The 19,456-nt window shown below is 70.8% G+C and carries 16 protein-coding genes and 1 riboswitch; of the genes, 7 read left to right on the forward strand and 9 right to left on the reverse strand.

The genetic code is table 11. From position 1 onward, the window contains the following. Window positions 1-175 precede the first annotated feature (175 nt). Window positions 176-745, forward strand: a complete 570-nt coding sequence (locus NOO62_RS24565; RefSeq protein ID WP_268773018.1) for a DoxX family protein — start codon at window positions 176-178, stop codon at window positions 743-745. Here the strand turns inward: NOO62_RS24565 and NOO62_RS24570 are convergent. Next, a complete protein-coding gene (locus NOO62_RS24570; RefSeq protein ID WP_268773019.1) occupies window positions 714-965 on the reverse strand; it encodes a hypothetical protein in 252 nt (83 codons plus the stop codon). The genes NOO62_RS24565 and NOO62_RS24570 overlap by 32 nt on opposite strands. Continuing rightward, on the reverse strand, window positions 952-2,364 hold the full coding sequence (locus NOO62_RS24575; protein WP_268773020.1) for a PspC domain-containing protein: 1,413 nt from the start codon (window positions 2,362-2,364) through the stop codon (window positions 952-954). The genes NOO62_RS24570 and NOO62_RS24575 overlap by 14 nt, the downstream gene beginning before the upstream one ends. Window positions 2,365-2,548: 184 nt before the next feature. Between NOO62_RS24575 and NOO62_RS24580 the strand changes: the two genes are divergently transcribed. Continuing rightward, window positions 2,549-3,838 (forward strand): ATP-binding protein, encoded by a 1,290-nt coding sequence (locus NOO62_RS24580; protein ID WP_268773021.1) that lies wholly within the window; start codon window positions 2,549-2,551, stop codon window positions 3,836-3,838. Further along, window positions 3,835-4,566 carry a LuxR C-terminal-related transcriptional regulator gene (locus NOO62_RS24585; protein WP_268773022.1) on the forward strand — a complete coding sequence of 244 codons (732 nt, stop codon included), beginning with the start codon at window positions 3,835-3,837 and terminating at the stop codon, window positions 4,564-4,566. Before NOO62_RS24580 ends, NOO62_RS24585 begins: the two co-directional genes overlap by 4 nt. Before the next feature lie 7 nt (window positions 4,567-4,573). On the opposite strand, the gene NOO62_RS24590 is transcribed toward NOO62_RS24585, so the two are convergent. Next, window positions 4,574-5,215, reverse strand: a complete 642-nt coding sequence (locus NOO62_RS24590; protein ID WP_268773023.1) for a hypothetical protein — start codon at window positions 5,213-5,215, stop codon at window positions 4,574-4,576. A gap of 31 nt (window positions 5,216-5,246) precedes the next feature. Beyond that, entirely contained in the window at window positions 5,247-6,293 is a 1,047-nt protein-coding gene (locus NOO62_RS24595) for a C40 family peptidase (protein WP_268773024.1), read from the reverse strand. A 346-nt stretch (window positions 6,294-6,639) separates the two neighbouring features. Between NOO62_RS24595 and NOO62_RS24600 the strand changes: the two genes are divergently transcribed. Next, complete coding sequence (locus NOO62_RS24600) at window positions 6,640-6,993, forward strand: hypothetical protein (protein WP_268773025.1); 354 nt, start codon at window positions 6,640-6,642, stop codon at window positions 6,991-6,993. Window positions 6,994-7,125: 132 nt separating this feature from the next. Here NOO62_RS24600 and NOO62_RS24605 read toward each other — a convergent pair whose 3' ends face one another. Next, window positions 7,126-8,358, reverse strand: coding sequence for an NlpC/P60 family protein (locus tag NOO62_RS24605; RefSeq protein WP_268773026.1), 1,233 nt, complete (start codon window positions 8,356-8,358; stop codon window positions 7,126-7,128). A gap of 6 nt (window positions 8,359-8,364) precedes the next feature. After that, window positions 8,365-8,521: riboswitch (cyclic di-AMP (ydaO/yuaA leader) on the reverse strand. 243 nt (window positions 8,522-8,764) lie between these two features. On the opposite strand from NOO62_RS24605, the gene NOO62_RS24610 reads away from it, so the two are divergent. Beyond that, the gene (locus NOO62_RS24610; protein ID WP_268773027.1) at window positions 8,765-11,323 is read left to right on the forward strand and encodes an ATP-dependent DNA helicase; all 2,559 of its coding nucleotides are present in this window, start codon (window positions 8,765-8,767) and stop codon (window positions 11,321-11,323) included. A 26-nt stretch (window positions 11,324-11,349) separates the two neighbouring features. On the opposite strand, the gene NOO62_RS24615 is transcribed toward NOO62_RS24610, so the two are convergent. Beyond that, window positions 11,350-12,786: a M23 family metallopeptidase gene (locus tag NOO62_RS24615; protein WP_321170598.1), complete on the reverse strand. Its 1,437-nt coding sequence runs from the start codon at window positions 12,784-12,786 to the stop codon at window positions 11,350-11,352. 213 nt (window positions 12,787-12,999) lie between these two features. Continuing rightward, window positions 13,000-13,797, reverse strand: a complete 798-nt coding sequence (locus NOO62_RS24620) for an esterase/lipase family protein (protein ID WP_268773029.1) — start codon at window positions 13,795-13,797, stop codon at window positions 13,000-13,002. 589 nt (window positions 13,798-14,386) lie between these two features. Between NOO62_RS24620 and NOO62_RS24625 the strand changes: the two genes are divergently transcribed. Beyond that, the gene (locus NOO62_RS24625) at window positions 14,387-14,800 is read left to right on the forward strand and encodes a cobalamin B12-binding domain-containing protein (RefSeq protein ID WP_055569378.1); all 414 of its coding nucleotides are present in this window, start codon (window positions 14,387-14,389) and stop codon (window positions 14,798-14,800) included. A gap of 144 nt (window positions 14,801-14,944) precedes the next feature. On the opposite strand, the gene NOO62_RS24630 is transcribed toward NOO62_RS24625, so the two are convergent. Next, a complete protein-coding gene (locus tag NOO62_RS24630) occupies window positions 14,945-16,588 on the reverse strand; it encodes a DUF5691 domain-containing protein (protein WP_268775753.1) in 1,644 nt (547 codons plus the stop codon). Window positions 16,589-16,701: 113 nt separating this feature from the next. Then, window positions 16,702-18,117: an SWIM zinc finger family protein gene (locus tag NOO62_RS24635; protein ID WP_268773030.1), complete on the reverse strand. Its 1,416-nt coding sequence runs from the start codon at window positions 18,115-18,117 to the stop codon at window positions 16,702-16,704. A gap of 153 nt (window positions 18,118-18,270) precedes the next feature. On the opposite strand from NOO62_RS24635, the gene NOO62_RS24640 reads away from it, so the two are divergent. Beyond that, the gene (locus NOO62_RS24640) at window positions 18,271-19,425 is read left to right on the forward strand and encodes an ATP-binding protein (protein ID WP_268773031.1); all 1,155 of its coding nucleotides are present in this window, start codon (window positions 18,271-18,273) and stop codon (window positions 19,423-19,425) included. Window positions 19,426-19,456 lie beyond the last annotated feature (31 nt).

The raw sequence follows: 19,456 nt of genomic DNA on the forward strand, positions 1-19,456 counted from the left end.
CTCCGGCCCGGAACCTCCGCCCCCGGAACCGCTCCTTCCTGTACCGCCTTCCCCTCGCACCGCCTCCCCTGCCTTGTCCGAGCCGTCGTGGAATCCCCTTGCACGCCACTGAGCAGCGGCCCCTCTTCGTACGTATCGTCAAGTGACGGGACCACCCGAGAGGCGGCGGAGTGTCATGGCGCACGGCATGCGTACGGACAGCCACACCGGCCACATCGGCCGCACCAGGCGCGACGGCTGGCGGGAGCCCGCCACCCGCTACGCCCTCCTCCCCCTGCGGATCTTCCTGGGCATCACCTTCATCTACGCGGGCCTGGACAAGCTCACCGACAGCACCTTCATGCAGGCGAGTGGCGCGGGCTCGATCGGCGCACAGATGGAGGGCGTCCGCGACATCTCCGCGATCCCCGCTCTCGTCGACCTCTCCCTCAAGAGCCCCGTCGGCTTCGGCTATGCCATCGCCCTGGGAGAACTCGCCGTCGGCATCGGCACCCTTATCGGGCTGTTCGCCCGGGTCGCCGCACTCGGTGGCGCGCTCATCTCGCTCAGCCTCTGGCTGACCGTCAGCTGGCACGAGGAGCCCTACTACTACGGCAACGACCTGGCCTACCTGATGGCCTGGCTGCCGCTGATCCTCGCCGGAGCCTCGGTCTTCTCCCTCGACGCCCTGCGCGCCGCCCGCCGACGGGCGCCCCGGGGTCCGGTCGGCCCTGCTAGGACAGACCTTGGTCCCGCGGCTCCTTGACGCCTCCGGCACCACCGCCCGACCGTGCCGCGCCCCTCGGACGTATCCCATGGATCGCCGCCGCCACGCCCGCCAGGAACAGGCCGGCCATCATGAGCGGCATCGCGACGAACCACGGCGTGTCCCAGGCACCGCCCGCGTCGCCCGCGTACACGACCGCGACCGTCAGCAGGCAGAGCCCTGCCACCAGCTTGCCTGGGTGGAATTCATGACGTAGCACGGGTCACCTTCGCTTGTCCGACGCCGACTTCGAGGCGCAGATCGATCGTGCCGCCACCGTCGCCGCCCGAGGGCGGCCGCAGCGTCACCGTCTTCTCCCGGCCCGGAGCGATGTCCAGGTCCTTGTCCTTGTCGCTCGGCAACGTGATGTCGCCGACGCCGACCTCCACGTCGAGCCGCACGGTGGCGTCCTTCGGCAGGATCACGTCGATGCTGCCCGCGCCGACCTCGGCACTCGTCTGCAACGTCTTTCCCTTGCCGACGTCGACCTTGCGCAGATCGAGCGTGCCGGTGCCGAGCCCCACCTCGTACTGAGGTCGGACGTCCGCCACCGTGGTCGGTATCCAGTCCGTGTGCGCGTAGTGCGTCGTGATGTTCTTCGGCAGGGCCGCCGAGGCCGCGAGGAGGCCGGCCGTCAGCACCGCCAGCACGATCGACCCCGCTCCGGTGCGCCCGAGGAAGGCGCTCACCGCGATGCCGAGACCGAACACTCCGAGCGCACACGCGAGGCCCACCTGCAAAGTCGTGCCGAGCGGATGGTCCTCCCAGGTCAGCCCGGTCCCGAGGCCGCCCGCGAGCAGGGCGGACAGGAACACCCAGCCGCCGATCCAGCGCGGCCCGCGGGGCACGGGTGCGGGTGCGGGCGGCGGTACTTTGGCCTCGCGGAGCACGCCCGCACGGTGGCCCGCCACCCGATACTCGAGGGTGAGACCCTCGGGTTTGAGGCCCGCGGGACCCCAGAAGTAGCCCGAGATTCCGTCGTACGTCCCGTCCTTGATTATCGGGTCGCGCCACCACGAAGGGCCCCCGGCGACGGGCGGCGCCTTCGCCTCGGGCGGTGCGTCCGCCGCGGCCTGCGCCGCCACCGGGTCGGGGCCGAGATTGTCGCGCTGCTGCGACCAATACCCGGCGCCCGCGAGGAGCAGGGCGAGGACGGCGGCGAAGGTGAGCGCACCGCCGTTGTTCAGCAGAGTCAGAAAGACGCCGCAGCCGACGAGTGCGAAGAGCACGGCGGTCAGCGCCTGGCCGTCGACCCGGCCGGAGAGGAGCCTGCGCGCCTCGTTCTCCTCCTCGTCCTCGTACGGCACGAAGAGCCACGCGAAGCCGTAGAACACCAGGCCGAGGCCGCTGGTGATCGCGAGCACGGCCAGGCCGATGCGGAAGATCACCGGGTCCATGTCGCAGTGCCGGCCAAGGCCGGCGCACACACCGCCGAGCTTCTTCTGCCGACGGTCGCGGCGGAACGTGCGCTCCTCCGCGGGCGGGCCCGGATCAGGAGCGTCCGCGGGCAGGCCCGGGTCAGGAGCGCCCGCGGGACCGCCCGGGACGCCATACGCGTCGCGCAAGGCGTCGTGGATGGCGGCCTCGGTCTCCGTCTCGGCGGGCTGCTGATCTGTCATGTGTCCATGGTGACCGCCGCAGGGCCGCCGCGGCAGTCGGGACGACCCTGGACGAACCCTGATATCGCCCCTGAGACAGCGCGGGCCGCACCCCTGACAGGGCCGGGGCAGGGGAACGGATCAGGGAAGTCTCGGGGGTCGACCCTGATGCTCCGACCCGCGCCCGCGTGTGAATATCGAGAACATGCCGGAAGCCGCTGCACCGCCCATCGACGATGTCCGACCGCTGCGCAAGCTATATCGCAGCGGTGACGGGCGTTGGCTCGGTGGGGTGGCGCGCGGTCTGGCCGGACATCTCGGGCTGCCCGTGATCTGGGTCCGGCTGATCTTCGTCGGCCTGTTCACGGCGGACGGTCTCGGCGCTCTGCTCTACGCGGCGTTCTGGTTCTTCGTCCCGCTGGGCGTGGGCGGAGTGGACGCCGAGCGGCCGCCCTCGGCCGTCACGGCCGAGACGGCGCCGGACGGCCGCCGAAGACTCGTCGCCCGCAAGCCCGACAAGGGCCAGCTCGTCGCGCTCCTCGCGATGGTCGTCGTCGCCATGGTCTTCGTCAGCAACGTGGACCTGGACGGCTCGACGAAGGCGTACGTCGTCCCGACCCTGCTCGTCGCCGCCGGCGTCGCCCTCGTCTGGCGGCAGGCCGACAACGCCCGCAGGGCTCGCTGGATGGCCGTCGGCCGTCGCAGGCGCACCCTGACCATCGCCCGCTCGGCGGCCGGCGTGCTCCTGGTCGGCGCCGGGGTGTCCGGCATATTCGTGCTGCAGGGCTCCGCCGCACACCTGGGCGCCGTACTGCAGGCCTCGCTCGCCGTGCTGGTCGGCGTCGCGCTGCTCGCCGGGCCCTATCTCGTCCGCATGATGCAGGACCTCTCCGAGGAGCGGCTGATGCGCATCCGCGCCCAGGAGAGAGCCGAGGTCGCCGCCCATGTGCACGACTCCGTGCTGCACACCCTGACCCTGATCCAGCGCAACGCGGAGAGCGCGAGCGAGGTGCGTCGTCTCGCCCGCGCCCAGGAGCGCGACCTGCGCGCCTGGCTCTACAAACCCGAGGGAACCGGCAAGGACGAGGACGAGGAACCCGACACCCTCGCCGAGGCGGTCCGCCGCAGCGCCGCGGAGGTCGAGGACAAACACGGCGTCCCCATCGAGGTTGTCGTCGTCGGCGACTGTCCGCTCGACGAGCGGCTGACCGCACAGATGCAGGCCGCGAGGGAAGCGATGGTGAACGCCGCCAAGTACGGTGGCGAGGGCGGCGCGGTGCAGGTCTTCGCCGAAGTCGAGGGGGAGACGGTGTTCGTGTCGGTACGGGACCGCGGTCCCGGGTTCGATCTGGACTCCGTGCCGGACGATCGCATGGGCGTACGAGAATCGATCATCGGCCGTATGCAGCGCAACGGTGGCACGGCGCGCCTTCGCGTGGTGCCCGGCGGCGGCACGGAAGTCGAGCTGGAGATGGAGAGGACGGCGACGACATGAGGGACGCGACCGGGGCGAGCGGGCCCACGGAGCCGACCGGGACGGATGAGGGCGGCGGTGCGGACGGGCGTCGTGTACGAGTCGTCCTCGTCGACGATCACCGGATGTTCCGCACTGGAGTGCAGGCGGAGATCGGACGCACCGACGTCACCGGCGTCGAAGTCGTCGGAGAGGCGGCCGACGTCGACCAGGCGGTCACGGTCATCACGGCCACGCGCCCCGAGGTCGTCCTCCTCGACGTACACCTGCCGGGTGGCGGAGGCGTGGAAGTACTGCGCCGGTGCGCGCCGTTGATGGCTGACGCGGAGAGCCCGGTGCGGTTCCTCGCGCTGTCGGTGTCCGACGCGGCGGAGGACGTCATCGGTGTCATCCGCGGCGGCGCCCGTGGCTATGTCACCAAGACCATCACCGGCACCGACCTGGTGGACTCCGTCTTCCGTGTGCAGGACGGCGACGCGGTGTTCTCGCCGCGCCTCGCCGGATTCGTCCTGGACGCGTTCGCCTCGACGGACGCGCCGCCGGTCGACGAGGACCTGGACCGCCTCACCCAGCGCGAGCGGGAGGTCCTGCGACTCATCGCGCGTGGTTATGCGTACAAGGAGATCGCCAAGCAGCTCTTCATCTCCGTGAAGACGGTCGAGTCGCATGTTTCGGCGGTGCTGAGGAAGTTGCAGCTGTCCAACCGCCATGAGCTGACGCGGTGGGCGACGGCTCGGCGGCTGGTCTGAGCGGGGGCTAGCTGTGTGCGGTGGCGGGGGCCGGTAGCGCTGGGCCGAGTTTGCGCAGGGCCCAGCGGTAGTGGCTGACCGCCTTCGCGGCGCCGAGGAGGCCGGTCAGCCAGATGAGCAGGCCGGCGCCCATGCCGAGGACGACGTCGGAGTAGGTCTCGTGGCCCGGTTCGGCGTACGCGGCCGCGGAGAAGGAGGTCCAGAGCCCGAGCGTGCACACGGCGAGGGACGACAGGAGCCAGACGAGGCTGAGGCCGGGGGAGCGCAGCCGGGCGTCGGACGTCGGGTGGCTGTCCAAGGAGAGCCAGGCGTCGGCGAGTTGCCGTAGGCGTCGGTCGTGGCGGATGCCGAGGACGACACCGATGGTCGCGGGGACCAGCGCCGCGAGGCCGAGGATTATGAGGACCGGGCCCAGCAGGAAGGCGCTGGGATCCTTGTCGTCGATGTACCGGATCGGCTGGATCAGCAGCGCCCAGCCGATGACGCCGCCGAGTCCGCACAGCCACAAGAGCAGAAGCCGGCTCACTCCGAGGTGCCGCTTGTGCAGCTCTTGCAGGGCCATGCCGCGGTCGGTGAGCAGCGTCTGCCGGTCCGGCCAGGTGCGCAGGTACACGGGTGGCGGGGGTGGAGGCAGCGTACGGCTAGGCATGCGCGTGACAATACTGGCGGGGCAGGGCGGTTCAGGACACGCGGGTGGCTCCGGCGAACGGCATCTGGTCGATGGGGGCGAGCCGGACGGGGGCGCTCGGGTTCGGGGCGTGGATCATCTGGCCGTTGCCGACGTAGAGCCCGACGTGGCTGATGCCGGAGTAGAAGAACACCAGGTCGCCGGGGCGCAGTTCGGAGCGGGGGACGCGTTGGCCGGCGGCGATCTGGGCGTAGGTGGTGCGGGGCAGCGCGACGCCCGCCGAGCGGTAGGCGGCCTGGGTGAGGCCTGAGCAGTCGAAGGCGTCGGGGCCGGTGGCGCCCCAGACGTAGGGGCTGCCGAGGGCCTTGTACGCGTAGGAGACGGCGGACGCGGCGCGGGCGTCCGGCGCCTTCGAGGCCCCCAGGGTCGCGTCGCGGGCAGTGGAGCGGCTGGCGCGGTCGCCCGGGGGGTCGGTGAGGTCGGCGCGCTGTTCGGCGGTGAGGCGCGACAGGAGGCGCTTCGCCTCGCCGAGCTTTCCGGTGATCGTCCTCTTGTGCTCGCGCAGTTCCGCCTGGCGGGTGCGGAGGGCATCCAGGCGGTCATCGGCCCGGTCGCGCAGCCGGTCGAGTTCCCGAACCTGATCCCGTACTTCGCCGACGGCCACGGCCTGACGGCTGCCGGCTCGGTCGGCACGGGACGCGCGATCCAGGAACTGGTCGGGGTCGGAGGAGAGCGCGAGTTGCATGGAGGGGTCGATGCCACCTGCGCGGTACTGGGCGGCGGCGTACGAACCCAGGCTGTTGCGGGCGGCGTTGAGCTTCTCCGTCTTGCGGGCGGCTTCGTCGCGCAGGCCGCCGAGCTTCCTTTCGGCCTTTTCCGCCTTCTCCTTGGCGCCGTTGTACTTCTCGGTGGCGGTCTCCGCCTCGCGGTAGAGCGAGTCGACCTTGGACTTCACCTCGGCGGGGCTGAGCCGGGGATCCGCGTGTCCCGTGCCGTCGAAGGCGGTGGCCGATGCGGCTCCCGCGAGGGCGAGGGTGGCGGCGGTGCGGACCGTGCTGCCGCTGAGCGAGCGCTGTCGGGGCTTGCGGTGCGCTGGCACGAAGAGGGGCTCCTTACGTGTCCGGCGGCGGCCCGCACAGGGGGAGCGGACCGCCGCCGGGTTTCTCGGCGGTGGTGGCCGACGGCCGTCCCGGGTCGGACGGCGGTGGGGAGCCGGTCACCTGGTGGAGGACGCTAAACCTGGCCGTCACGGGTTGGTGATGGATTGTGCGCAACTGGCAGAAGTGGGCGGAACAGCATGCAGCCGTGACCGTGTGCTCGGCGGGGCGGCGGCCGTTTCGTGCGCGGGCGTGACCGATGGCTGGATTTTTACGTGCCTGCACGCGAGGCGGTGGTATGGGGGCGCCTGCCGGGTGGGGCTGAGGGCCCGGCTAGGCTCCGGCCTCATGGACCTACTCATCCATCTCTTCGTCGGCCTGCACATCATCGGCATCGCCTCGCTCCTGGGCGGTTTCCTGACCCAGATGAAGCAGATGGGCCAGGGCACCGCCCGCTTCAGCCCCTCGATGCTGCACGGCGCGCTGACCATGCTCGTCACCGGTGTGGTCCTGGTGGGCCTCAACCAGGCGGACGACCACACGGTCAACAACGTCAAGATCGGCATCAAGCTTGCCCTGCTGATCGTGATCCTCGCGCTGGTCTACGTGAAGCGCGACGAGGAGAAGGTCGACAAGGGCATGTTCGGCGCGGTCGGCCTGCTGACCACGGCGAACATCTTCATCGCGGTGCTCTGGACCTGAGCCGGGCCTGAGCCGGGCCTGAGCTGGTCCTGAGCCGGACATGAGTTGGTCCTGAGTTTCCCGTCTCTACGCGCGCGTGGCCCGCATCCTTCCCGGATGCGGGCCACGCGCGCGTAGAGGGGCGTTACGTCGTCAGGCGGGGCGGACCACGCTGTGGATCGGCATGTAGTAGATCGACTCGACGCGGACGTTCGCACCCGGCTTCGGGGCGTGGATCATCTTGCCGTTGCCGATGTAGATCCCTACGTGGCTGATGTCGTCGTAGAAGAACACCAGGTCACCCGGTTTGGCGTCGGCGGTCTTCACCGTCGTGCCGACCTTCACCTGGTCCCACGTGGTGCGCGGCAGGGAGATTCCCGCGGCCTTCCACGCGTCCTGTGTGAGCCCGGAGCAGTCGTAGGAGTCGGGGCCGGTGGCACCCCAGACGTACGGCTTGCCGATCTGGGCCTCCGCGAAGTCGATGACCTTCGCGGCCTTGGTGGCGTAGCTGCCGTCCGAGCTCCCGGAGCCCGAACCGGAACCAGAACCAGAACCGGAACCGGAACCAGAACCAGAACCGGACCCCGAGCCGGTGCCGGAGCCCGATCCGGAGTCCTGGCCCCCCTCACGCTCCTTCTCCCGCTGGGCCGCCTCCTCCGCCTTGCGCTCGCGCTCCGCCTCGGCGGCCTGCTCGCGGGCCAGCTTCTCGGCCTTCCGCTTGGCCTCCTGCTTCTTCTTCCGCTCGATCTCCGCCAGCCGCGCCTTCTCCTCGGCGGTCAACTTCGACAGGAGCTCGCGCGCGTCCCCCAGCTTCTTCTGGACGGTCTTCTTGCTCGTCCTGAGCTCGTCCCGCGAGTCGGTGAGCGTCTCCAGGCTCTTCGCGGCCTTCGTGCGCTGCTTCGTCGCAGACGCCTGCTCCGTCTCGTACGCGTCGACCGCCTTCTTCTGGCGCGAGGTCAGCCGGTCCGCCAAGTGGTTCTGGTCGAAGTAGCCCTGCGGGTCGTTGGCGAGCATCATCGTGGCCGTCTCGGAGACGGCGCCGGTGCGGTACTGCGCCGCGGCGAACGAGCCGAGCTCCTGGCGGGCGTCGTTCAGCTTGTCCGTGCGTTTGGCCACGTCGTCGAGCAGCCCGTCGACCCTCTTGCGCTGCTTCTCGGTGCGCTCCTTGGCCGAGTTGTACTTCTGGGTCGCGACGCCCGCCTGCTGGTAGAGCTCGTCGACCTTCTTCTGCACCTCTTCGAGGCTGGGCCTGGACGGCGCCGAGGGCGCCGCCTGCGCGCTCTGCGACAGGAGGGCGACGGAGGTGAGGGCTGCCGTCGTGATGCCGAGGGCGGGGGCCGTACGAATGCCGGCCGTCCGGTTCCGCGGCTTGCGGTGCGACGCCAAGGAGGCGACTCCTTCCGTAGACCGCCTACCGGGTTAGCTGTCGGGTTCGGGCGGATGGTTCGGAAGGCTGCCCTACGGTCCCGTACTTCGTACGGGACCGATTCACCCCAAGTTTTCGGTGGGTCCCCGGCTCCGAACACGTCGGACTCGGCGGAGGCCGCCCGTTCCCGGCGGGGTTCGCCGGTGGGGGGACGAGTGGCCCGCCGGGCACGCTAGCCAACTCGTGTGGTCCCTGTGAAGGTTGATGTTCGATATGCCCGATACATTTTCGTTACTTTACGAGGGTGAGTGCGGGACGCGAGCTGCTGTGGCGGAGTGTGATCGTCCGCGGGCAGGGCGTGACGCGAGGCGGTGTGACCGGAACCCGCAGCGGGTTGTCAGTGGGGCCGCCTAGACTCGGGAGGCGATGAGCAGCCTCTTTGATGACAGCTTCCTGGCGGACCTGCAGCCCTCGCGGGCCGCGGACGAAGCGCCCCCGCCGCCGCCCGAGGACAGCGCTCCGGAGCCCATTCCGGACGACCTGTTCGACGGGAAGTTCGACGTGCCCATGACCCGGGACTCGCACTACCGCGACGGCGCCCCGCGCCCGGTCATCGACCCGGCGACGCTTCTCGACGGGCTGAACGAGAACCAGCGCGCGGCCGTCGTGCACGCGGGGTCCCCGCTGCTCATCGTCGCCGGTGCCGGATCCGGCAAGACCCGCGTGCTGACCCACCGCATCGCGCACCTGCTCGCCGAGCGCGGCGTGCACCCCGGCCAGATCCTCGCGATCACCTTCACGAACAAGGCCGCGGGCGAGATGAAGGAGCGCGTCGAGCAGCTCGTGGGCCCCCGGGCGAACGCGATGTGGGTGTCGACCTTCCACAGTGCCTGCGTCCGCATCCTCCGCCGGGAGTACAAGAAGCTGGGCTTCACGTCCTCCTTCTCGATCTACGACGCCGCCGACTCCAAGCGCCTCATGGCCCTGGTCTGCCGCGATCTGGACCTCGACCCGAAGAAGTTCCCCCCGAAGTCGTTCAGCGCCAAGATCTCGAACCTCAAGAACGAGCTGATCGACGAGGAGGACTTCGCAGGTCAGGCCGCCGACGGCTTCGAGAAGACCCTCGCCCAGGCCTACGCCATGTACCAGTCACGCCTCCGCGAGGCGAACGCGCTGGACTTCGACGACCTGATCATGACGACGGTCCACCTGCTGCGCGCCTTCCCGGACGTCGCCGAGCACTACAGGCGCCGCTTCCGGCACGTCATGGTCGACGAGTACCAGGACACGAACCACGCGCAGTACGCGCTGGTGCGCGAGCTGGTCGGACCCTCCGGAGGCGAGGGGGACGACCCCGCCGAGCTGTGCGTGGTGGGCGACGCCGACCAGTCCATCTACGCCTTCCGTGGCGCCACGATCCGCAACATCCTCCAGTTCGAGGAGGACTACACGGACGCGACGACGATCCTCCTGGAGCAGAACTACCGCTCCACCCAGACGATCCTGACCGCCGCCAACGCGGTCATCGAGCGGAACGAGAGCCGCCGCCCCAAGAACCTGTGGACCAACCAGGGCGCGGGCGCACGCATCACCGGGTACGTCGCCGACACCGAGCACGACGAGGCGCAGTTCGTCGCCGACGAGATCGACCGCCTCACCGACGCGGGCGACGCGAAGGCCGGCGACGTCGCGATCTTCTACCGGACGAACGCCCAGTCCCGTGTCTTCGAAGAGATCTTCATCCGCGTCGGCCTGCCCTACAAGGTGGTCGGCGGCGTCCGCTTCTACGAGCGCAAGGAGGTCCGCGATGTGCTGGCCTACCTGCGCGTTCTCGCCAACCCCGAGGACGCGGTCCCGCTGCGCCGCATCCTCAACGTACCGAAGAGGGGCATCGGCGACCGCGCCGAAGCCATGATCGACGCGCTCTCGCAGCGCGAGAAGATCTCCTTCCCGCAGGCGCTGCGCCGCGTCGACGAGGCGTACGGAATGGCGGCCCGCTCCACCAACGCCGTCAAGCGGTTCAACACGCTGATGGAGGAGCTGCGGACCGTCGTCGAGTCGGGCGCGGGCCCGGCCGTCGTCCTGGAGGCCGTGCTCGAACGGACCGGCTATCTGGCCGAGCTGCAGGCCTCGACCGACCCGCAGGACGAGACCCGCATCGAGAACCTCCAGGAGCTCGCCGCCGTGGCGCTGGAGTTCGAGCAGGACAACAACCAGGCTGCGGGCACCGACCAGGCTGCGGGCGCCGACCAGACTGCGGGCAACGCGCAGGGCGGGGCCGCGGACCAGGGCCAGGCCGAAGGTGAAGCCGGTGAAGGCGCCGCCCCGGCCGGTACGCTCTCGGACTTCCTGGAGCGCGTCGCCCTGGTCGCCGACTCCGACCAGATCCCCGACGAGGAGGACGACGGCTCCGGAGTCATCACCCTCATGACCCTGCACACCGCCAAGGGCCTCGAATTCCCCGTGGTGTTCCTGACCGGTATGGAGGACGGCGTCTTCCCGCACATGCGCTCCCTCGGGCAGGTCAAGGAGCTGGAGGAGGAGCGTCGCCTCGCGTACGTGGGCATCACCCGCGCGCGGGAGCGGCTCTACCTGACACGGTCGGCCATGCGCAGCGCCTGGGGCACACCGTCGTACAACCCGCCGTCGCGCTTCCTCGAGGAGATCCCGGACGCGCACCTGGACTGGAAGCGGACCGGCTCGGTCGGCGCACCGGCCACGTCCGGACCCGCCGCTGGAATCGCCTCGTCGTTGTCCTCGTCCCGCTCGCGATCCGGCGGCGCCCAGGGCTTCGCCACGCGCCGCGCGTCGGAGAAGCCGGTCGTGTCGCTGGCCGTCGGGGACCGTGTCACGCACGACCAGTTCGGCCTTGGGACCGTGGTCGGCGTGAAGGGGACGGGCGCGAACGCCGAGGCGACGGTGGACTTCGGCGAGCCCAAGCCGAAGCGCCTCCTGCTGCGGTACGCACCGGTGGAGAAGTTGTAACGCGGGGGCCGGCGGCCGGAGTTACGTTACGTCGGGTCGAGGCCGTGGCTGCGGAGCCACGGCAGCGGGTCGATCGCCGAGCCGCCGGCGGGGCGCACCTCGAAGTGCAGGTGCGGTCCGGTGGAGTTGCCGGAGTTCCCGGAGAAGGCGATGGCCTCGCCCGCCTTCACGGGACCGCTGGAGATCTTGTGCGTGGAGAGGTGGCAGTACCACGTCTCCGTGCCGTCCTTCGCGGTGACGATCGCCATGTTTCCGTAGGCGCTGTTCCACTTGGTCGACACGGTGCCGTCGGTCGCGGCGAGGACCTCGGTGCCGTAGGACACCGGGAAGTCGATTCCGGAGTGCGCCGACATCCAGTTGACGCCCGCCTGACCGAACTGCGCGCTGAGACCGTGCTGCTTCACCGGCAGGGCGAACTTGGGGCGCAGCCGCTCCTTGCGCGCGGCTTCCGCCACCGCCTTCTTCTCGGCGGCCACCTTCTCCGCCTTGAGGTCGATGCGCTCCTGCGTGCGGCTGGCGCGGTCCGCGAAGTCGCCCGCGTCCGCGGAGAGGTTCGCCAGCTGCGTGTCCAGCTTGTTGTTGGCGGCAGAGGGCTGCACGGACGTGGCGTCCGGAGCCGACGCGGTCGTCGTCGTGTCCTTCGCCTCGTCCCCGCCGAAGTTCCCCACGGAGGCGGCCGCCACTCCGGCGACCCCCATCACGCAGGCCGAGGGCACGGCGACGGTGAAGAGCGCTGAGCGCTTGGCGGGGGTGCGGCGACGGGTCCTGGAGCGGCCGCCCCCTGCGGGCCCGCCGCTCCTCCCGCGGGAGGAGCGGGGCGCGGCACTGGGGGAGTCGGTCGATTCGGTGTCCGCGGGCTCGTACGCGGCATCGGCGTCGGTTTCGTACGGCGTGTCCGTGTCGTTCGGGACGGGGGCGCCGAGCAAGTCGGGTGTGTCGTGCGCCTGGTGTGACTCTTGGGCTTCGCCGGGTGAGTTCCACGCCGTCGCGTCGTACGCACCGGTGTCGAAGGTCTGCGTGTCCCACTGACCGGTCTGCGGGCCGTCCTGCGGCGCCTGGTGCCAGGCGGCGGTGTCCCACTGGCCCGTGGAGTCCGGACCCTGCTGCGCGGGGATGTCGGCGACCTGCTGATATCCGCCGGTCGACCACATCGAGGCGGTGTCGTAGCTGCCGCCGTCGTACGTGGCGGCGTAGTACTGCTCCGCGTACGCGTCGTAAGTGACCGTCTGCTGAGGGCCTGTTGTGGTCGCCCACTGGCCCGTGTCGTGTCCGTTGCCCGGCATGTCGCCGAAGAGAGGGTCGGTCGCGAACGTTCCGGTGTCGAAAGTGCCGGTGTCGAAGCTGCCGGTGTCGAAACTGCCGGTCGCATAGGCGTCGTGGCCGTAGCCGTTGTGCTGGGCACTCTGTTCGTCGTACGTCGCGTAGTGCGCGTAGTCGGCGCCGGGTGCCGAGGACGGGGACATTGAGCTCCCCGACGGGTGACGGTCGTTCACCAACTTCTCTTTCGCCTCGGCAGCAGGGGCAGAGCAGTGCGGCGACTGTACCCGGCGGTATACGGGCGCGACAATCTTCCCCTGGTTTCGTGCTCGCAGGAAACGGGCATTCGGCCGCCTTTCGGCGGTCTGCGGGCACAGCCTTGGCTTTGCGTTCGAGATTCGTTCGATAGTTGGGGCTGGTCAGGCGACCGTCAGTCCGCCCGGTGCGCTCTTGGCGTCGGCCCCCGGGTTCGCCAGGTCGAGGGCCTGCCGTATGCCGTTCGCGACTGCGGGGTGCACCGGCAGCGCGAGGTGCCCGATGCCGGTGACGCGTACGTTCTGCGCGGTCAGGTCGGGATGGTCGACGCAGGCCGTCTCCAGCGGGTCCATGATCTGGTCCAGGTCGCTCCAGAAACTCACGAACTGCGTGCGGCAGCCCGGCGCCGGTTCCTTGAGCTCCTCGATCACGTCGGAGCCCGGACGCATCTGCCGGACGATCGGGTGTGCGTTGGCGAGCGGCACCACGCGGGTGCCCGAGTGTGGCGTGCCGAGCGTGACCAGGGTGCGGATGCGGGCGTCGCCGCCGAGCCGCTGCGCGTAGTAGCGGGCGATCAACCCGCCGAGGCTGTGACCGACGACGTCGATCCGGGCGTGTCCCGTGCGCTCGCAGAGCTCCTCGATGTGGCGGCCGAGCAGCTCGGCGGCACCTTTGATGTCGCAGGTCAGCGGGGAGTAGTTGAGGGACTCCACGCGGCGGCCGCCGTGCTGGGCCAGGGTGCGGCGGAGCAGTACGAACACGGAACGGTTGTCGATGAAGCCGTGCAGCAGGAGGACCGGAGGCCTGCCGTCCGGGGGGAGGCGGGGGGCGCCCGGGGGTGGCTGGACGGGGGTCGCCCTGCGTTCCTGGGCGATACCGGAGGGATACAGGAGGAGGTGGCCCGCGAGGATCGCCAACTCCAGGGCCGTCGCCTTCAAGAGAGCCAGGGAGAGCCCGGCCATCTTGGACGGGAGCGCGGGGAGCGGGATAAGGCCCGGCAGCGCGGGGAGGGATGAGAGCGAGGGAAAAGGTGGGAGTGAAGGGAGTAAGGGGAGTGGGGCGAGGCCGAGGATTCTCGGCAGCAGTGAGCCGAGCGGGCGAAAGGGGCGGGCCCCGGTGAGCGGCATCGTCGACCTCCCGATTGGCGCACGGAAGGACGCCTCTGTCCCCCGTGTGCCCTAGGGGGAGTCGTGGCCGAGGAGACGGCAGGTGCGATGGCGATCCCGGCCACCGTTCCGTGGTGGCCCCGTGCCCCCGTTGCATCGCCGAAGTGCGGATATCACCACGCCGTGCGGCTGCCGGCGTGGTGGCCCGGCGTCTCGTTGCGGCTCCCCTCGCGCCTGATCCGGATGTGGAGCGTGAGCCCCTCGGTCGTGGACGGCGCGCAGCGAACGTGTCCCACGTGTGATTTCCCCCTCGCTCTCCACCGTGAAACTGCCGCTTGCGCGATGCTGGGGATAACGTTCGTTCACTTCCCCGGCCGGTGCGGTGCGGGGTATCTGTGCCGGGACAGACTGTTGTCGGTACGGATATCGGTACATGGAGGCAGTGATGGGTGTGGCAGCCGGGCCGATCCGCGTGGTCGTCGCGAAGCCGGGGCTCGACGGGCACGATCGCGGGGCCAAGGTGATCGCGCGGGCGTTGCGTGACGCCGGTATGGAGGTCATCTACACCGGGCTGCACCAGACGCCCGAGCAGGTGGTGGACACCGCGATCCAGGAGGACGCCGACGCGATCGGTCTCTCCATCCTGTCGGGGGCGCACAACACGCTGTTCGCGCGCGTGCTGGAGCTTCTGAAGGAGCGGGACGCGGAAGACATCAAGGTGTTCGGCGGCGGCATCATCCCCGAGGCGGACATCGCGCCACTCAAGGAGAAGGGTGTCGCGGAGATCTTCACGCCCGGGGCCACCACCACGTCGATCGTGGAGTGGGTCCGGGGGAACGTGCGGCAGGCCGCCGTCTGACCCTTCCGGTGGAAGAGCGGTGAGCTGGGAGTACGGGTCGCGGGGCGGTGGGTGTCGCCCCCGCGACCCGCAGGTACGTGCGTGCCTGCGGGTACATGCGTGCCTGTGGGTCCGTGCGTACCTGCGAGTACCCGCGTCCTCGTGTCATGGCGGCGGGAGTTCGTCGCGGATGGCCGCGCGCAGGCGCAGCGTGGTCACGAGGCGTTGGAACGCCTCCGACCAGTAGCCGCCCGCACCGGGAGACGCGTTCTCCGGTTCGTCGGGTATCGCGGTGAGCGCCTCCAGACGGACCGCCTCCGACGGGTCGAGGCAGCGTTCCGCAAGGCCCATCACTCCGCTGAAACTCCAGGGGTAACTTCCCGCGTCACGAGCGATGTTCAGGGAGTCCACCACCGCGCGGCCCAGCGGTTCGGCCCAGGGGACGGCGCAGACACCGAGCAGTTGGAACGCCTCCGACAGGCCGTGCGCCGCGATGAAACCGGCCACCCAGTCGGCCCGTTCGGCGGCGGGCAGCGAGGCCAGGAGCTTGGCCCGCTCGGCGAGCGACACGGCGCCGGGGCCCGCGGCGTCGGGCGAGGCGGGGGTGCCGAGCAGCGCCCGGGACCAGGCGACGTCCCGCTGGCGCACCGCCGCGCGGCACCAGGCGGCGTGCAGCTCGCTCCGCCAGTCGTCGGCCACCGGGAGCGCCACGATCTCCGTCGGCGTGCGGTTGCCGAGCCGGGGCTGCCAGGTGGCGAGCGGGGCCGCTTCCACCAGCTGACCCAGCCACCAGGAGCGTTCACCGCGGCCGGTGGGGGGCTTCGGGGTGACGCCGTCCCGTTCCATGCCCGCGTCGCACTCGTGCGGTGCCTCCACCGTGAGGGTCGGTGTGTCGGAGGTGTGGTCGACGGCCACGCAGGACGCCGCGCGGGTCGACATCCTGCCTGCCAGCGCGGATTCGGGCAGGGCGGACAGCAGCTCCGCCGCGGTGGCACGGACGTTGCGGCTGCGGTCGGTGAGTGCCCGCTCCAGGAACGGCTCGTCCGCGGGGGACAGGCCGGTGCGCAGGGAGTCGAGGAACATCAGGCGGTCCTCCGCCCGCTCCGTCGACCACGTGGACACGAGCAGGTCCAGGGCCGTTCCGGCGTGGTGTGCCCGCAGCGTGGTGAGGAGGGCGACGCGCTCGGCGAAGAGGCCCTCCTCCCAGAGGCGTTGCACCTGCGGGGCGTCGTCGGCGGACGGGAGGGATACGCCGCCTCCCGGGGTGGCCCGGAGTGCGAACTTCCAGTCCGGGTTCAGACGGGCCAGCCAGAGCGCTCTGGGGCCCGCGAAGGTGAGGGCCTGGGGGCGCAGGTCCGTGCGGCCGCGTGCCGCGTTCAGGAGCGCGGGCAGCAGCTCCGGCGGGGCGCCATACCCCCGCACGTTGGCCAGGGCCAGCCACTGGGGCAGGAGCTCCATCAGGTCGGGGGCCGCGCCCCTGCGGCCGCCGCCGCCCGTACCGGGCTGATCGGTGAGCAGCGTCGCGAGCCTGCGCCGGGCCGCCGGGGGCACGGGTGGCCTGGGGTCGTCCGCCGCGGGCTCGGGCAGTGCGGCTGCCGGTGCGGCGCGCAGCCCCGCCCTGCGGCGCACCGTCTGCAGTGCCGCCGCGTCCAGGAGGGCGGTCGGCGCCTCCTTGCCGGGGGTGTGCGCGATGGCCGGCAACGCGCGGCGCTCGGTGCCCAGCAGGGCCGCCGTGACGAGGTCGTCCCAGGAGGGGGCGGTGGGGACGGTGGGGACGGTGGACGTGGAGGGAGTGGGGTTGGTGGGGATAGTGGGGTTAGTAGGGCTTGTGGGTCCGGTGGGTCCGGTGGGTTCAGTGGGGTGGGTGGGGTCGGTGGGGGTAGCGTTCGTGGCGGGCGGGGTGGGTTCCTGGTGTGCGTTCTTCAGCACAGCGACACCGTCTCTCCTGAGTCCTTCGGCCAGGCCGCCAGTGGGGTGAAGCCTCGGTGGCCGCACTCGCCGAACACCGTCAGCGGGGCGCCTCCGGAGAGGGCGATCAGACGCCACAGGCCCGGCCGGGATGTGGCGGAAGGGGCGAGGGGGAGGGCTGATTCGGTTGTGGCGTCCGCCAGTTGCCAGGAGCCCTGCAAGCCCTGCAAGCCCTGCAAGCCCTGCGTGTCCCGGGTGCCCCGAGCGTCCCGCACGTCCTGCGTGCGGGCCGGTATCACTTCGGCGAGCGTCACGGGCCAGGACTCCAGCCAGGGGTCGTCGCGGAGTGCCGCGCCGTAACGGGCAACGGCCTCTTCAGGACGTACGCCCGGTGGCCGCTGCGCGGTGGGCGTCGGCGCCGCGAACTGTTCGCCCAGCTCCACCCGCAGCTGCCCCGCCCCCGGATACCCCGTCACCTCGGCGTCGAGTGCGAGGCCCACTGGCAGGGCGAGCGCGGGTGCGCGGCCCGCCGCCCCGTACGAGAGAAGGAGCGCGGTGCGGCCGGACTCCGTGCCGTAGAGCCATATGCGGCGTGTGGTGAGTCTGCTGTCCGCCGTGTCGTACTGGGCGAGGACCACCCAGTGGTCCCGTACAGGTGGGCCCTCCGGCTGTGAGGGGAGGCCGACGCGGGAGCGGACCGTGGCCGCAAGGCCCTCCGGCAGCCGGTCGCGGTGGAGCCAGCCCTGGTCGAGGAGGTGGAGCAGTGCGCATTCCTCCAGGAGGCGCACGGGCCAGCCGGGGCCGGAGGACGGTATGGCCCCCAACTCTCGTACACGCGCGGCCAGTCCTGGGGCCTGTGCGTCGACCATGCGGGCCGCCGTTTCCTCCCACAGGCCGTACCCCATCTGCTCCGCCGATGCCGTGCCGCCGCAGAGCAGGTCGGACAGGCGCTGCTCCAGCTCCGTCGCCCCCGCGGTGATGCGCTCGGCCCGCTTCTCCGCTCTTCTGCGCGCCGCCTCGGGATCGGCCGAGGCGGCGGGCGCGGCGGCTGAACTCTGCTTGCTGTCCGCTCGTTTGCGGCGTGCCGCCAGCCACTCCGCGGCCCAGGCCGGCGGTTCGCCGCCCTCCGGCACGGTGCCGTCCGCCCCCGCCCACACCAGCAACAGCCCCAACGCGTGCTTGCACGGGAACTTACGGCTCGGACAGCTGCACTTGTACGCCGGGCCCGCGCTGTCCGCGATGTCGACAATCGTCTGATACGGCTTGCTGCCACTGCCCTTGCACAGTCCCCACATCGCCCCCTCGCCCGAACTGCCCGCCTCTGACCATGGTCCTGCGACGCCGAGTTTGCTGCCCGCCTTGCGTGTCGAGGCATCAGGAGCCAGTGCCAGCACCTGATCCGCCGTCCAGCGCACCCCCTGCTGAGTCATGTCTCGAAGGTAGGTGCCACCACTGACAATCGGTTCGAGCTCGGGCATTCATGCAGGTCAAGGCCGTGCGGAGGGCGATTGTCAGTGGCGTGGTGCACGGTGGACACATCGCCGGGCCAGATGTGCCCGGACGAGCTGGAGGGGGATCGCGCCATGACCGTTTCCGTCGACTCGACAACGTCCGCGACCGTGAATTCGGCGGTGCCCGCGTCCGGTTCCGCCGATGGTGCGGAAGCGCTCCGCCCGCATGCCGAGGACGCCTTCGCCGCCGAACTCGCCGCGCTGGCCGCCCAGGACGACCGGCCGCGGCCGCAGCGGTGGAAGCTCTCGCCGTGGGCCGTCGCCACCTACCTGCTCGGCGGCACTCTGCCCGACGGCACGGTGATCACGCCGAAGTACGTGGGACCGCGCCGCATTGTCGAGGTCGCCGTCACCACCCTCGCCACCGACCGCGCCCTGCTGCTGCTCGGCGTGCCGGGCACCGCCAAGACCTGGGTGTCCGAGCACCTCGCGGCCGCGGTCAGCGGTGACTCGACCCTGCTCGTGCAGGGCACGGCGGGCACTCCCGAGGAAGCGATCCGGTACGGCTGGAACTACGCCCAGCTGCTCGCCCACGGCCCCAGCCGCGACGCCCTTGTGCCCAGCCCCGTCATGCGCGCGATGGCCGAGGGCATGACGGCGCGCGTCGAGGAGCTGACCCGCATCCCAGCCGACGTGCAGGACACGCTGATCACGATCCTGTCGGAGAAGACACTGCCCATCCCGGAGCTGGGGCAGGAGGTGCAGGCCGTGCGTGGCTTCAGCCTCATCGCGACGGCCAACGACCGCGACCGCGGCGTCAACGACCTGTCGAGCGCGTTGCGCCGCCGCTTCAACACGGTCGTTCTGCCGCTGCCGGAGAGCGCCGAGGCCGAGGTCGACATCGTCTCGCGCCGCGTCGACCAGATCGGCCGCTCCCTCGACCTGCCCGCGGGCCCCGAGGGCATCGACGAGATACGCCGTGTCGTCACCGTCTTCCGTGAATTGCGCGATGGCGTCACGGCGGACGGGCGTACGAAGCTGAAGTCGCCCAGCGGCACGCTGTCCACGGCCGAGGCGATCTCCGTCGTCACCAGCGGCCTCGCGCTGGCAGCCCACTTCGGAGACGGCGTGCTGCGCTCCGGCGATGTGGCGGCCGGCATCCTCGGCGCTGTCGTCCGCGATCCAGCGGCGGACCGTGTGATCTGGCAGGAGTACCTGGAGACGGTCGTGCGCGAGCGCGACGGCTGGAAGGACTTCTACCGCGCGTGCCGAGAGGTGAGCGCATGACGTGGGCGGCGGGAGTGACGGGGGCGAGGGG

It is taken from the genome of Streptomyces sp. Je 1-369 (genome assembly GCF_026810505.1).
In the GTDB taxonomy this organism is placed as follows: domain Bacteria; phylum Actinomycetota; class Actinomycetes; order Streptomycetales; family Streptomycetaceae; genus Streptomyces.

What these genes read in the sequence shown, in the direction of transcription:
- NOO62_RS24565 (WP_268773018.1), top strand. Translation starts at nt 176, where the DNA reads ATGGCGCACGGCATGCGTACGGACAGCCACACCGGCCACATCGGCCGC.
- NOO62_RS24575 (WP_268773020.1), bottom strand. Translation starts at nt 2,364, where the DNA reads ATGACAGATCAGCAGCCCGCCGAGACGGAGACCGAGGCCGCCATCCAC.
- NOO62_RS24580 (WP_268773021.1), top strand. Translation starts at nt 2,549, where the DNA reads ATGCCGGAAGCCGCTGCACCGCCCATCGACGATGTCCGACCGCTGCGC.
- NOO62_RS24585 (WP_268773022.1), top strand. Translation starts at nt 3,835, where the DNA reads ATGAGGGACGCGACCGGGGCGAGCGGGCCCACGGAGCCGACCGGGACG.
- NOO62_RS24590 (WP_268773023.1), bottom strand. Translation starts at nt 5,215, where the DNA reads ATGCCTAGCCGTACGCTGCCTCCACCCCCGCCACCCGTGTACCTGCGC.
- NOO62_RS24600 (WP_268773025.1), top strand. Translation starts at nt 6,640, where the DNA reads ATGGACCTACTCATCCATCTCTTCGTCGGCCTGCACATCATCGGCATC.
- NOO62_RS24610 (WP_268773027.1), top strand. Translation starts at nt 8,765, where the DNA reads ATGAGCAGCCTCTTTGATGACAGCTTCCTGGCGGACCTGCAGCCCTCG.
- NOO62_RS24615 (WP_321170598.1), bottom strand. Translation starts at nt 12,786, where the DNA reads ATGTCCCCGTCCTCGGCACCCGGCGCCGACTACGCGCACTACGCGACG.
- NOO62_RS24620 (WP_268773029.1), bottom strand. Translation starts at nt 13,797, where the DNA reads ATGGCCGGGCTCTCCCTGGCTCTCTTGAAGGCGACGGCCCTGGAGTTG.
- NOO62_RS24625 (WP_055569378.1), top strand. Translation starts at nt 14,387, where the DNA reads ATGGGTGTGGCAGCCGGGCCGATCCGCGTGGTCGTCGCGAAGCCGGGG.
- NOO62_RS24635 (WP_268773030.1), bottom strand. Translation starts at nt 18,117, where the DNA reads ATGACTCAGCAGGGGGTGCGCTGGACGGCGGATCAGGTGCTGGCACTG.
- NOO62_RS24640 (WP_268773031.1), top strand. Translation starts at nt 18,271, where the DNA reads ATGACCGTTTCCGTCGACTCGACAACGTCCGCGACCGTGAATTCGGCG.